Consider the following 13485-nt stretch of genomic DNA (forward strand, 5'->3'; position numbering starts at 1 on the left):
CCACCGACTCCTCATCAGACAACCTCAACCGAGGTCGAGGTCAACCCCGCGCCCGCCGATGCTCGAGTCAGGCCGGCAGCGCGACGTACGTCGTGTCGAGGTACTCCTCGATGCCCTCGAACCCGCCCTCGCGGCCGAACCCGCTCGCCTTCACGCCACCGAACGGCGCGGCCGGGTTGGAGACCAGCCCGGTGTTGATGCCGAGCATGCCAGTCTCGAGCCGCTCGGCCAGGCGGATCGTGCGGGCCAGGTCGCGGGTGAAGGCGTAGGCGGCGAGGCCGTACTCCGTGGAGTTGGCCAGCCGGATCGCCTCGTCCTCCTCGGTGAAGGTGGTGATCGGGGCGACCGGGCCGAAGATCTCGTTGCGGACCGCGTCGGCGTCGGCGGGGACGTCGACCAGCACGGTCGGCGGGTAGAAGAAGCCCTCGCCCTCCGGGGTGCGGCCGCCTGTGAGCAGGCGGGCTCCCCGGTCGACGGCGTCGTCGACGAGGGCGGCGACCGACGTGACGGCCTTCGCGTCGATCAGCGGCCCGACCTGGACGCCGACGTCCTGGCCCCGGCCGACCCGCAGGCCACTCATCCGCTCGGCGAGCCTGCCGCCGAACTCCTCGGCGACCGAGGCCTCCACGATGAACCGGTTGGCCGAGGTGCACGCCTCGCCCATGTTGCGCATCTTCGCGATCATCGCGCCGTCGACGGCCGCCTCGAGGTCGGCGTCGGCGAAGACGAGGAAGGGCGCGTTGCCGCCGAGCTCCATCGACATCCGCTGCAACTGGCCCGCGGACTGCTCGACGAGCGACTTGCCCACGCCGGTCGAGCCGGTGAAGCTCACCTTCCGCAGCCGCGGGTCGGCCTGCAGGGTCCTGCTCAGGCCGCCGGAGTCGGAGGTCGTCACGACGTTGAGCACCCCGGCGGGCAGGCCGGCCTCGGCCAGCAGCGCCGCGAGCAGGAGCATGGTGAGCGGGGTCTGGGAGGCGGGCTTGATCACCATCGTGCAGCCGGCCGCCACGGCCGGGCCGATCTTGCGGGTGCCCATCGCGAGGGGGAAGTTCCACGGGGTGATGAACAGGCACGGCCCGACCGGCTTGCGCACCGTGAGCAGCCGGCTGCCGCCGGCCGGGTTGTGCATCCAGCGGCCGTGGATGCGCACCGCCTCCTCGGAGAACCAGCGCAGGAACTCCGCGCCGTAGGTCACCTCGCCCTTGGCCTCGGCGATCGGCTTGCCCATCTCCAGGCTCATCACCAGGGCGAGGTCGTCGGCGTGCTCGACCACGAGCTCGAACCCGCGGCGCAGGATCTCCCCCCGCTCGCGGGGCGCGGTCGTCGCCCACGCCGCCTGGGCGCCCGCCGCGGCGTCCAGCGCGGAGCGGGCGTCGTCGAGGGTGCCGTCCGAGACGTCGGTCAGGACCGACCCGTCGGCTGGGTCGAGGACGTCGATCCGCGCGCCGCTGCTCGAAGGGACCCACTCGCCCCCGACGTACAGCTGGCGGCGCGACTCGGGAAGCAGGTGGGCGAGACGGTCGCGGAAGGTCATGTGCCCACTCTGGCACTGCGGGTCTGCTGCGTCAGCCCCTCGGCCTGCGGTCCGACGGCGGCGACGTAGCCGTCCGGGCGGACCAGCACCGACGCCGGCAGGCCGTCCGCGGGGCCGGCGAGGACGGGCAGACCGGCGCGGAGCGCCTCGTGCAGCGTCCGCCCGTCGTGGAGCCTGATGTTCGGCATCCGGGCGCCGGGGCGCGGCACGCCACGCACCCGCCCCGGGCGGGAGAGCGGACTGTCGGGGTAGGCGATCGCGAGCTGTGCCATCCGGTCGGCCAGGCGCCGCTGCATGAGGGGGGTCCGTAGCGCAGGCATGATCGCCCGGCGCAGGGCCCGCCTGACGGGCGACGGGTCGAGGATGAACCGCACCATGCCGTCGGTCATCGCCATGACCTGCTGGGCGGCCGGGCGACGCTCGGCGCCGTAGCTGTCGAGGAGCGCGCCCGGCGCCCTCGCGGTGACGACGTCGGCGAGCTTCCACCCCAGGTTGGCGGCGTCGTTGATGCCGAGGTTCATGCCCTGCGCACCGGTCGGGGCATGGATGTGGGCGGCGTCGCCGGCCAGGAGGACGCGGTCGACGCGATAGGTCCCGGTCGACCGGATCTGGCAGCGGAAGCAGGTCAGGGTCTCCGGAGAGCGCACGACGATGCCGCCCGGTCCGCGCGTGTCGACCAGCTCCTGGATCTCCTCGAGCGTGGGGGCAGCGCCGTCACGATCGGCACGCACGGGCGCGGACACCCGCCAGAGGCGGCCGTCGATCGGGATCAGGGCCAGAGGCTGCGCGGCCGAACCCCAGTAGACGTGCACCTCGTCGTCGCTCGCGACACCGTCGAGCTCTGCGTCGGCGAGCAGCCACTCGAAGGGATAGGGCGCTCCCTCGAACGGCACCGCCAGCAGCTGACGCACCCGGCTGTGGGCGCCGTCGCAACCGACGAGGTACGACGCCGACGTCCGGCTCTCGTGGCCCCGGACATCGCGCAGCGCCGCGGTGACCTCGTCGCCGTGCTGGACGAGGTCGACCAGCTCGACACCCCGCTCGACCTCGCCGCCGAGCTCCGCGAGGCGGGTCCGCAGCACCTCCTCGGTGCGGTTCTGGGGCAGGTGCAGGATGAACCGGTACGCGGAGTCGGCCGCCGTCATGTCGATGCCGAGCCGCCGCCGCCCGCCGACGTACACGGAGGTCCGGAGCGTGCGGTGGCCGATCTCCACGAGCCGATCGGCGATCCCCATCATGTCGAGCGTCTCCAGCGTCCGCGGCTGGAGGCCGATGGCCCGGCTCATCTTCGGAGACCCCGGATCCTGGTCCACGATGCGGGTCCGCACGCCGCGGGACAGGAGCTGCAGGGCGAGGGTCAGGCCGGTCGGTCCGGCTCCGACGACCAGGACGTCGCAATCTGGGATGCTCATGCGTTCAGGGTCCGCCTGCCGGAGGAGCCCGACATCGGTGGAACTACGTCACCTCACCACGTACGTCGGACATCAGGCCCGTCTCGTAGGCCCAGGCGGTGAGTTGACCGCGGGTGTCGACGCCGAGCTTGCCGAGCACGCGTCCGACATGGGTCTCCACCGTGCGGACCGACAGCACGAGCCGCTCGGCGATCGCCCGGTTCGAGAGCCCTTGGGCCACCAGCGTCGCGATCTCCCGCTCCCGCGCCGTCAGGGCCGACGCCGCTTCCCCTCGCCAGGGATCCTCGGACCGCGGATCCAGTCCGGCGGCGAGGGCCTCGTGGAGGGGCAGGTCACGCCCTTCCTCATGGAGCCGCGCCGCCGCTCCCGCGACCTCGTCGACGGCCGGAGCGAGCCAGCCGTCCAACAGGAGGTGCATGAACTGCGGCCTGCTGGTCTGGTTCGTCTGCTCGAACGCGGCAGCGGCGCCGGCCAGCCGGAGCGCCGCGCGCGGCCGTCCCCGGCGGGCCGCGAGTCCGGCCAGGCCGCTCAGGCCGATCGGCACGGCGAACCGGTCGCCGAGCGCGAGGACCTCGGGGACGGCCTGCGCGAAGGCCTCCGCGGCGCCGTCCGGGTCTCCGCAGTCGAGTCGGACGATGCCCAGCAACTGCAGGGCGCGGGCGCCGATCACGGGCACCTCGGCCTCCGCGCTCAGGGCGACGCTGCGTTCCAGACGCTGCCTGGCCAGCTCCCGGTCGCCGTGGAAGTGCGCGGCAGCCCCCGCCAGCCACAGCGCACCGGCCATCCCCACGGGATCACCGGTCGCCTCGTGCAGGGCGAGCGAGGCTGCGACGTCGTCTCTGAAGCCGGGCTCGCCGGCGATGCCCCGGATCCGGCCCCGGCACAGCAGTGCCTCGGCCTCGCGCACTCGGTCGCCCTTCGCACGCGCGCCCCGCACCGCCTCCTCCAGCAACGGCAGCGCGGCGCTGCTGTCTCCCTGGTCGGTCGCCAGCCAGGCCTCGCCGACGAGGGCGTCGAGCCGCGCGACGTCGTGCTCGGGCACCGGTTCGCGCAGCCGGCGCAGGCGGAGCCTCCCCTCCGAGAAGTAGCCCCGGATGGACCAGAACCCGGTGAGCCGGTTCGCCGTCCGCAGCGCGGCCTCCGGGTCGGTGACCGCCAGATGGTCGAGGGCCGCACGGAGGTTGTCGTGCTCGAGCTCGAGGAGGTCGAGACCTTCGCGATCGGGGGCGGCCGGTGGCCGGGGCGCGTTCTCGACGCGCTGCGAGTAGGCCGAGGCGTGCGCGTCGCGTGCCCGCTGTTGCCAGGGCTGGCGCGCGATCAGGTCGGCGGCGTACTCACGAACGGTCTCCAGCATCTCGAACCTGGGCCGATCGTCCGGATGCGACCTGCGCAGCAGACTCTGGTCGACGAGCTCGGTGACCGCGTCGAGGAACGCGCCGACCGATCCCGTGGCTCCGAACACCTCCTCGAGGACGTGCAGGTCGATCCCGCCCCGGAAGACCGAGCACGCCGCGAGCAGCTGGCGCGCCGGCTCGCTCAGCAGATCGTGACTCCACGCGATCGTGGCGCGCAGGGTCCGTTGCCGGTCGGGTGAGTCCCGGTGTCCGCCCACGAGCAGGGCGAGGGAGGCGTCGAGGCGTTCGAGGATCGCTTGCGGCGGGAGGACCCTGATCCGGGCGGCCGCCAGCTCGATCGCGAGCGGGAGACCGCCGAGACGCTCGGCGATCCGCTCGAGCGTCTCCGCGTTCGCGTCGGTCGCGGCGAACCCGGGCACCGATGCGCGCGCCCGCGCGACGAACAGCTCGACGGCCTCCGACAACGGCGGCGCCGGGAGCTCCTGCTCCCCGGACACATGCAGCGGGCCGCGGCTCGTCGCGACCACCCGGACCGCGCCCGTCGCGGCGAGGAGGTCGGCGACGAATCGGCCGGCGTCGAGCAGGTGCTCCAGGTTGTCGAGGACCAGGATCAGCTCGCGGCCGGCCAGGTTCGCCGACAGATGGTCCAGCAGCGCCGTGCCGCGCGCGTCCTGCAGGTCGAGCGCACCCGCGACCTCGATCGGGACCAGCGCCGGATCCCGCACCGCCGCGAGGGGCACGAAGACCGCCTCGCACCCGAGGTCCGCGGCTGCCCGCCGTGCCAGCTCGATCGCCAGCCGCGTCTTGCCCGCTCCCCCGGGCCCGGTGATCGTGAGCAGACGGGTGGCGGCGAGCAGGCCCTGCCCCTGGGCCAACTCCACCTCCCGGCCGACGAAGCTCGTCGGTGGCTGCGGCAGCACCCCCTCATGGTCGCACCCGCCCCGCCCGGCGGGGCCACGCTCGGCCCCGAGCAAGCGTCTTGCCGCCAGGCGGAGGCAGGACCTACGCAAGACGACCGCTCGGCCCCAGGACCACAGCGCAATGTCTTGCCGCCAGACGGAGGCAGGACCTACGCGAGACGACCGCTCGGCCCCAAGACCACAGCGCAACGTCTTGCCGCCAGGCGGAGGCAGGACGTACGCAAGACAACCGCGCGGCCGCCGGACCACAGCGCAGTGTCTTGCCGCCAGACGGAGGCAGGACCTACGCCACTCGAGCGCGACCCCAACGCCTGCCGCCCGGCGGAGGCAGGACCTACGCAAGACGACCGCTCGGCCCCAGGACCACAGCGCAATGTCTTGCCGCCAGACGGAGGCAGGACCTACGCGACTCGAGCGCGACCCCAACGCCTGCCGCCAGGCGGAGGCAGGACCTACGCAAGACAACCGCGCGGCCGGCAGCGTGTCGCCCCGCGGCGAAGCCGCGTCGGAGGCAAGCGCGGGCCGAGCGCAGCGAGCGCCTGCGCGCAGCCTTCGACTGGCGACACGCTCGGCCCAAAAAGGGAGCGAGCCCCCGGCGCCGCATGGGGTCGGCTCGACGGGGGCTCTGTCGTAGCTTGCGGTGCTCCCTCCGAAGTACGACTGGTGCCAGCCTAGCGCGCCGAGGACAGGGGGCAAGGCTCTGGTGAGGAAAATCCGGCGGGGTCGGGACCTTGGTCCCGACTGCGCTCATCCGGCTCCGCGCAGGAACTCCTCGATGAGGGGGCCGGCGGTCTGCGAGCCGGACTCTCCGGTCTGCACGAAGACGGCGACGGCGAGGTCGCCGTGGGCGGCCACCATCCAGGCGTGGGTGCGGATCGCGCCGCCGTCGGCGTACTCGGCGGTTCCGGTCTTGGCGAGGACCGGTGCACCGGGCACGTCGGCCAGGCCGCGGCCGCTGCCGTCGGTGACGACCTGGCGGAGGATCGCGCGCAGCTGGTCGGCCTCGGCCGGGGCCAGCGGCTTGGCCTCGGCGGGGGCCTCGGTGTCGACCTGCTCGACGAGGCGGGGGACGACGGTCGTGCCGGCCTGCACGCTGGCGATCACGGCGGCCATCGCCATCGGCGAGGCGAGCACCTTGCCCTGGCCGATGAGGGACGCCGCGGCCTCCGTGTCGCTGGCGGGCTCGGGGACGGCGCCGAAGTACGCCGGGAAGCCGAGGTCGTGGTCCACGCCGAGGCCGAGCGTGGCGGCCGCCGCGGCCAGGTCGCCCTTGGCGAGGGTGTCGCGCTGGCCGATGAGGGCGGTGTTGCAGGACTGGGCGACGGCCTCGCGCAGCGGGATCGTGCCGAGGGCGCCCGCGGGATAGTCGGAGTAGTTCTTGAACTGCTTGCCGTCGACGCTCAGGGTCGGCGTGCACTCGACCGGGGTGTCGGGCGTGAGGCCGGCGCGCAGCAGCGCCAGGGAGGTGACGATCTTGAACGTCGAGCCCGGCGCGAACTGGCCGAACGTGGCGTGGTTCTGCCCGCCGGTCCCGGCGTTGTTGGCGGCCGCGAGGACGGCGCCGTCACTCGGGCGGAGCGCGACGAGAGCGGCGGCCGGTCCGGACTTGGTGAGGATCTGCTCGGCGAGCCGCTGGAGGCGCTCGTCCAGCGTGATCGCCAGGGGTCGGCCGGGCGTGGCGTCGTGGCGGTAGAGCTCGCGGGGCTCGGCGGCCGGGTCGTCGGTGTCCGGGCTGGGGACGGCGTGGACGACGCGGCCGACGGTGCCGCGCAGCTGGTCGTCGTACCGCGCCTGGAGGCCGGAGACGCCGGCGACGTCGCCGCTGCGGTACTTCTCCGGGTCCTTCTCCACCATCTCGGCGGTCACCGGGCCGACGCGGCCGAGGATGGGCGCGGCGAAGTCGCGGCTCGGGGCGAGGGCGAGCTCGCCGTCGACGGTGAGGGCGCCCTCGATGGCGCCCAGCGCGTCGGCGAAGCCCGCCGGCTCCTCGCCCGCGCGCAGGGTGATCGCCTCGACGAAGGCGCGGGGGCCGGCGGCCTTCACCGCCTTCACGTAGGGCTTCGGCTCGATGTCGACCAGAGCGGCCAGGGCTCGCGCCGAGGAGGCGGCCTTCGCTGCGTCGACCTTGGCGCGGTCGATGCCGACGCGGACGACGGCGCGCTCGGTCACCAGGACGGTGCCGCCGGCGCCGGTGATGTCGCCGCGGTCGGTCGGCTGGGTGACCGCGTCGAGGGTCTCGCCGACGGCCAGCTCGGGAGCGACGACGTCGGGCGCCCAGGCCACCGACCACTTGTCGCCCTGGTGGCGGAGCGCGACGGTGGTCTCGTAGGCCCAGGGGTCGGTGTCGTCGACGATCGGCCAGGACCAGCGCAGCGTCGCGGTGGGCTTCTCGGCCGACGCGTCGACCTTCCCGACCGTGACCGTGGGGACGACGCCGTCCATGTCGTCGACGATCGTGGCGTACGCCTTGCTGACCGCGGCGGAGTCCGTGCCCGTGAAGGGGACGGAGGCGAGCGGGTCGGCGGCCTGGCTCGCGTCACCGGCCGGCGGGGTGGCGGCCGCGACCAGCGCCCCGGCCAGCTGCTCGGCCACGGCCTCGGCACCGTCGGTGTCGTCGCCGGAGCACGCGCTCAGCGCGGCCGCGAGCACGAGGAGCGAGGTGAGGGCTGCCGAGGTCCGCCGCATGGTGAAGGTTCTACCAGCCGGGTCCGTCAGCCTCCGGCGTCGCGGTGGCCGTCGAGGAACCGGATCCCCCGCGTCGTGCCGTCCACGATGTCGCTGACGTGTGCCTGGAAGCCCGGGCAGGTGGTGATGTCGTGGGCGCGGCACTCGAGCGCGTGCCGGGTCATGTGCCGGGACCGCTCGAGCTCGGTCTGCCGCCGGTCGAGCTCCTCGAGATGGGCCCGCAGCGCCTCCCGACGACCCTCCACCGAGGCGTCGACGAGCGTGCGGATCTGCTCCAGGCTCATCCCGGAGGCCTTGCTCGCGAGGATCGCGGCCACCCGATAGGCGTCGTCCTCGGAGTAGACCCGGCGCCCCGCCGAGTCCCGCGCCGGGTGCAGCAGGCCCTTGTCCTCCCAGTGCCGCAGCACATGGGTCTGGAGCTCGAAGCGTGCTGCGAGCTCGCCGACGGACCATCGGATGTCCTGGGCACTTGACTTCATGTCCACATGAAGTCACAACCTGGGTTCATGATCAACTCACCGCTCGACGAGCACCTCTACGACGTGGCCGTGATCGGCGCCGGATCGGCCGGCCTCCAGGCCGCCCAGACCCTCGGCCGGATGCACCGCTCGACGGTCGTCATCAGCACCGACCGCTACCGCAACGACCCGACGGGCCACATGCACAACTTCCTCGGCCACGACGGCGCGCCGCCGGCCGAGCTGCGCCTGGCGGCGCGCAAGGACGCCGAGGCGTACGACGACGTGCGCTTCCTCGACTGCGTCGGGGCGGGCGTCACGCGCGTCACCGGCGAGCTCGGCGCCTTCGTCCTCGAGGTCGACGCGGAGCCCGCCGTGCGCGCACGCCGGGTGCTCCTGGCGACCGGCGTGCGCGACACCCTGCCCGACATCCCCGGGATCGCGGAGAGCTTCGGCGACCTGGTCGCGCACTGCCCGTTCTGCCACGGCCACGAGTACGCCGGAACCCGGGTCGGCATCCTCGGCGCCGCGCCCCACGTCGCCGCCATGGCCTCGATGCTCCAGCCGATCGCCGCCGACCGGGTCGTCCTCACCCACGGGGCGGACCTCGACGAGGCGACCGCCGCGGGCCTGGCCCGGACCGGCGCCACGATCGTGCGGGAGCCCGTCGTCGCCGTACGCGAGGAGGGCGACGGCCTGGTCGTCGCATTGGCGAGCGGCGAGGAGCTGGCGCTCGGCGGTCTGCTGGTGAAGACGGAGTGGCAGCAGGCGGCACCGTTCGCGCAGCAGCTGGGCCTGGAGATGTCCGAGATGGGCGCGGTCGTGGTCGACGCGTTCGGCCGGACCAGCGTCCCCGGCGTCTACGCCGCGGGCGACCTCGCCCAGGGCCCCGGCCTGCCGATGCCGATGGCGTCGGTGCTCACCGCCGCCTCGGCCGGTCTGATGGCCGCCGCCGCGTGCGTCCAGGACGCGGCGCTGGCCCGGATCGCCTGACCCCGGGACTATCGCAATGGGCTCAATACCAGCCGGTGCGCTGGGAGTGCTCCCACGCCTTCTGCGCGCTGCCGTAGCGGGCGGCGATATAGGCCAGGCCCCAGCGGATCTGGGTCTGCGGGTTGGTGCGCCAGTCGCTGCCGACGACCGCCATCTTGGTGGCGGGCAGGGACTGCGGGATGCCGTAGGCGCCGGAGCTGGGGTTCTCGGCGAGATGGCTCCAGCCGGACTCGCGCTGCCACAGCGCGTCGAGATAGGCCCACTGGTCGCGCGGGAACCCGAACTCGATCATCTCGCGGTAGCCGAGTCCGCGGTTCGAGGCCGGGTCGACGTCGGTGGGGACGACCACCGGGGGCAGCCGCTTCGCGATCCGCTCGGCCCGCCGGGCGAGCTGCTTCATGATCTCGATGGTCGGTACGTCGGCCCGCGCACCGGAGCGCGCCACCTCGGTCGGCTGCGTGGCCGGTGCCGGGCTCGAGGTGGTCGGCGCCGGGGCCGTGGGCGACGGGGCCGTGGGGGCCGGGTCCGGTGCGGTCGACGGAGGGCCCGTCCCGCACCCGGTCAGCAGCAGCGCGACCGCGCACAGCACGGACGCACGACCCCCCATGGGATCCGAGGGTAGGTCAGTCCTTCGGCTTGCGGGAGCGGTTCGGCGGACCGTAGTCCTTGGCGAGCTCGATCAGCTTGCCGCTGATCCGGGTGTTCTTGAGCCGCTCCCACTGGTCGTCGGTCAGCCGCGCCGGCAGCTCGACGATCGAGTAGTCCGGCCGGATCGTGATCTTGCCGAAGTCGCGGCGGTCGAGGCCGCCCTCGTTGGCGAGAGCGCCGACGATCTGGCGGGGCTCGACGCGGTGCCGCTTGCCGACCTGGATCTTGTAGGTCTGGAAGTTGCCGCCCCCGCGCGGGGCACGATCGCGTGGACCGCGGTCCCCGCGGTCGCGGTCGCCCCGGTCGGCGCGGCCGCCCTTCTCGCCGCGGTCGCCGCGGTCGTCGTACCGGGGACGGCGCTCGGGCTCCGGCTCGGGCTCCAGCAGCAGCGGGGTGTCGCCCTGCATCGCGATGGCGAGCGCGGCGGCGACGTCGACCTCGGGCACGTCGTGCTCGCGGATGTAGTGGCCGACGACCTCGCGGAAGAACTCGATCCGCGGCGACTCGAGCGCCGCGGTGATCTGGTCGTCGAAGCGGCTGAGCCGCGACTCGTTGATCGCGTCGACGGTCGGCAGCTGCATCTGCTCCAGCGTGGAGCGGGTGGCCTTCTCGATGTGCTTGAGGAGGTAGCGCTCGCGCGGGGTGATGAAGGAGATCGCGTCGCCGCTGCGACCGGCACGGCCGGTGCGGCCGATCCGGTGCACGTAGGCCTCGGTGTCGGTGGGGATGTCGTAGTTGAAGACGTGGCTGATCCGGGGCACGTCGATGCCGCGGGCCGCGACGTCGGTGGCGACGAGGATGTCGAGCTTGCCGTCCTTGAGCTGGTTGACGGTGCGCTCGCGCTGGGCCTGGACGATGTCGCCGTTGATGGCGGCGGCGCTGTAGCCGCGCGCCCGCAGCTTCTCGGCCAGGGTCTCGGTCTCGTTCTTGGTGCGCACGAAGACGATCGCGCCCTCGAAGTTCTCGACCTCGAGGATCCGGGTCAGCGCGTCGACCTTCTGCGGGTAGCTGACCATGAGGTAGCGCTGGCGGACGTTCTCCGCAGTCCGCGTCTTGCGCTCGATGGCGATCTCGACCGGGTCGTTGAGGTACTTCTGCGACAGCGTCTTGATCTGCTTGGGCATCGTCGCCGAGAACAGCGCGACCTGCTTGTCGCTGGGCGTGTCGGCGAGGATCGTCTCGACGTCCTCGGCGAAGCCCATGTTGAGCATCTCGTCGGCCTCGTCGAGGACGAGGAAGCGCAGCTCGGTCAGGTCGAGGGTGCCCTTCTCGAGGTGGTCCATGATCCGGCCGGGCGTGCCGACGACGATGTGGACCCCGCGACGCAGCGCCGACAGCTGGACGCCGTACCCCTGGCCGCCGTAGACGGGCAGCACGTGGACGCCGCGCAGGTTGGCGGCGTACTTCTCGAACGCCTCGCACACCTGGAGCGCGAGCTCGCGGGTCGGCGCGAGGACCAGCGCCTGGGGCGTCTTCTGGGACAGATCGAGCTGATCGAGGATCGGGAGCGCGAACGCGGCGGTCTTGCCCGTGCCGGTCTGCGCGAGGCCCATCACGTCACGACCCGCGAGCAGGTGCGGGATGGTCTGCGCCTGGATCGCCGACGGCGACTCGTAGCCGAGGTCCTTGATCGTCTTGACGATGCGGTCACCGAGGCCGAGGTCGGCGAAGCTGGCGGTCTGGTCCTCGGTATCGCTCACCCGGCAAGGGTAGTGCCGTCAAGCACCGAGGTCGTGATCCTCGTCGCGGTGCGCTGGGTCACGGACGGCGCAGGGAGGGTTGGAACGCCCCGGATCTGGTAAGGACACGCGGTAATGCCCGAACGCCCACATCCGCTCCTCCTTCGGCATACGGTCATCTCCGCGCTCAAGCTCTGGACGACGAGGAAGAACTCCATGACGCCCCATCCCACGCCCCGCCGCGCCCAGCGCCTGCTGCTCGCGGCGATCGCCGTCCTGCTGTGCACCTCCGGTCTGACGGTCGGCGTCGTCGTCGGCACCGCCGAGCCCGCCAGCGCCGCCGCCAAGCCGGCGAGGGTGAAGGGCGTCAAGCTCAAGAAGCCCCGCGTCGACGGCGCCACGGCGTCGTTCAAGGTGACCTGGAAGCGCGCGGCCCGGGCGACGTCGTACAAGGTCAAGTGGAAGGTCCCCGGCGGCAAGGCGCACACGGACCGCACCCGCAAGACCTCGAAGACGATCAAGAAGCTCGCCCAGGGCGCGAACTACTGCGTGAAGGTGCGCGCCTACAACGGCAAGCGCAAGGGCAAGTGGTCGAAGACCCGCTGCCGTACGACGCCGCAGCTGGGTCCGGTGCAGCCCGTGTGGGTCGACGCCCAGCAGCAGCAGGGCGCGACCATCGCGCTGGGCTTCCGCTGGAACGAGGTGGCGGGTGCGACGTCCTACGAGCTGGCCTACGCGCCGGGCGAGAAGGACATCCAGAAGCACAAGAAGAAGAAGGTCGTGACGGTGCGGACGACCGGAACGGCTACGGCGGGCGTCCTCGTCGGCGGCTTCAAGCCGAGCAGGACCTACTGCTTCCAGGTGCGGGCGACCGGGCGCCGCGGCACCGGGGCCTGGGGGGTGGCCGGATGCAAGGTCACCGTGCCCACCAGCCGCGCCGCCGGGGGGCCGGTGCACGTGAACATGATGACGTGGAACGTCTGCGCCAACGTCTGCGACGGCTGGGCGAGCCGCGAGCCGCTGATCAAGGGGCGCATCACTGAGATCGACTCGGACGCCATCGCGATCCAGGAAGGTCCCAACTTCGCCTACGACCACCTCGAGCCGCTCCCCAGGCACCAGCGTGGGTGCATCGTCGGCGACGGTCTGGGCGGCAACCAGCGCAACCAGACCTTGTTCGTGAGGACGGCCAAGTTCTCGATCATCCCCGGCACCGCCAACGGCGTCAGGTTCGCACCCGACACTCACGGGGGCTGCTGGGTGCGCGTCAAGGACACCGTGACCGGGCGCGAGCTGATTCTCGCCAGCGTGCACCTCATCAACCCCGGGGCGCCTTCCACCGATCAGGATCGCTGGAACCAGATGCAGGCGTTCTGGCTGGCCCTCGGCGCCGATCCGAACACCATCGGCCTGCCGATCGTCGTCGCCGGCGACTTCAACTCCACCCGCAACAGCCGCACGGACGCGCCGCGGGAGTACCTCAACATCTTCGGGTACGACGACGCGTTCGACGTCGCCGAACGCTACAACTCCCTGCCGTTCATCAACTCGTGGAACGCCTGGCGCAACCCACCGCCGCAGTCGTGGCGCTGGGGGGAGCATGTCGACCGGGTCTTCGTCTCACCCGGCTCCAAGGTCACCAGTTGGCAGATGGAGTCTCCGTTCGGCGGCGGCCTACAGCTCTCCGACCACTCCGCCGTCCGGGTGACCGTCGACATCCCCTGATCCCTCCGGCGGACGAGGTGCCAGGCCTGGCCCCTCGAGGTGCCAGGACGGGGGCGGCCGGCGTACCGATCCTGGC

9 protein-coding genes are annotated in these 13485 nt (G+C 72.6%); 2 read left to right on the forward strand and 7 right to left on the reverse strand.

Annotation, left to right across the window (positions count from 1 at the left end; translation table 11 throughout):
* Positions 1-67: 67 nt before the first annotated feature.
* The 5 genes from FHP29_RS13315 to FHP29_RS13335 all read right to left on the reverse strand — a co-directional run bounded on the left by FHP29_RS13315 (position 68) and on the right by FHP29_RS13335 (position 8385).
* A complete protein-coding gene (locus FHP29_RS13315; RefSeq protein ID WP_139623378.1) occupies positions 68-1534 on the reverse strand; it encodes an NAD-dependent succinate-semialdehyde dehydrogenase in 1467 nt (488 codons plus the stop codon).
* Positions 1531-2946 (reverse strand): FAD-dependent monooxygenase, encoded by a 1416-nt coding sequence (locus FHP29_RS13320; protein WP_139623379.1) that lies wholly within the window; start codon positions 2944-2946, stop codon positions 1531-1533. The genes FHP29_RS13315 and FHP29_RS13320 overlap by 4 nt, the downstream gene beginning before the upstream one ends.
* A gap of 43 nt (positions 2947-2989) precedes the next feature.
* Positions 2990-5221 (reverse strand): ATP-binding protein, encoded by a 2232-nt coding sequence (locus FHP29_RS22735; RefSeq protein WP_139623380.1) that lies wholly within the window; start codon positions 5219-5221, stop codon positions 2990-2992.
* 747 nt (positions 5222-5968) lie between these two features.
* The gene (locus FHP29_RS13330; protein WP_205014095.1) at positions 5969-7906 is read right to left on the reverse strand and encodes a penicillin-binding transpeptidase domain-containing protein; all 1938 of its coding nucleotides are present in this window, start codon (positions 7904-7906) and stop codon (positions 5969-5971) included.
* A gap of 26 nt (positions 7907-7932) precedes the next feature.
* A complete protein-coding gene (locus FHP29_RS13335; protein WP_139623381.1) occupies positions 7933-8385 on the reverse strand; it encodes a MerR family transcriptional regulator in 453 nt (150 codons plus the stop codon).
* Between the two features lie 27 nt (positions 8386-8412).
* On the opposite strand from FHP29_RS13335, the gene FHP29_RS13340 reads away from it, so the two are divergent.
* Positions 8413-9357, forward strand: coding sequence for an NAD(P)/FAD-dependent oxidoreductase (locus tag FHP29_RS13340; protein ID WP_139623382.1), 945 nt, complete (start codon positions 8413-8415; stop codon positions 9355-9357).
* Between the two features lie 22 nt (positions 9358-9379).
* Here FHP29_RS13340 and FHP29_RS22035 read toward each other — a convergent pair whose 3' ends face one another.
* The gene (locus FHP29_RS22035) at positions 9380-9964 is read right to left on the reverse strand and encodes an aggregation-promoting factor C-terminal-like domain-containing protein (protein WP_192904018.1); all 585 of its coding nucleotides are present in this window, start codon (positions 9962-9964) and stop codon (positions 9380-9382) included.
* 16 nt (positions 9965-9980) lie between these two features.
* Positions 9981-11705: a DEAD/DEAH box helicase gene (locus tag FHP29_RS13355; RefSeq protein WP_139623383.1), complete on the reverse strand. Its 1725-nt coding sequence runs from the start codon at positions 11703-11705 to the stop codon at positions 9981-9983.
* 195 nt (positions 11706-11900) lie between these two features.
* On the opposite strand from FHP29_RS13355, the gene FHP29_RS13360 reads away from it, so the two are divergent.
* A complete protein-coding gene (locus FHP29_RS13360; protein WP_158296564.1) occupies positions 11901-13409 on the forward strand; it encodes a fibronectin type III domain-containing protein in 1509 nt (502 codons plus the stop codon).
* Positions 13410-13485: the final 76 nt, after the last annotated feature.

Origin of the sequence: Nocardioides albidus (assembly GCF_006335005.1) — a bacterium.
Lineage (GTDB): Bacteria > Actinomycetota > Actinomycetes > Propionibacteriales > Nocardioidaceae > Nocardioides > Nocardioides albidus.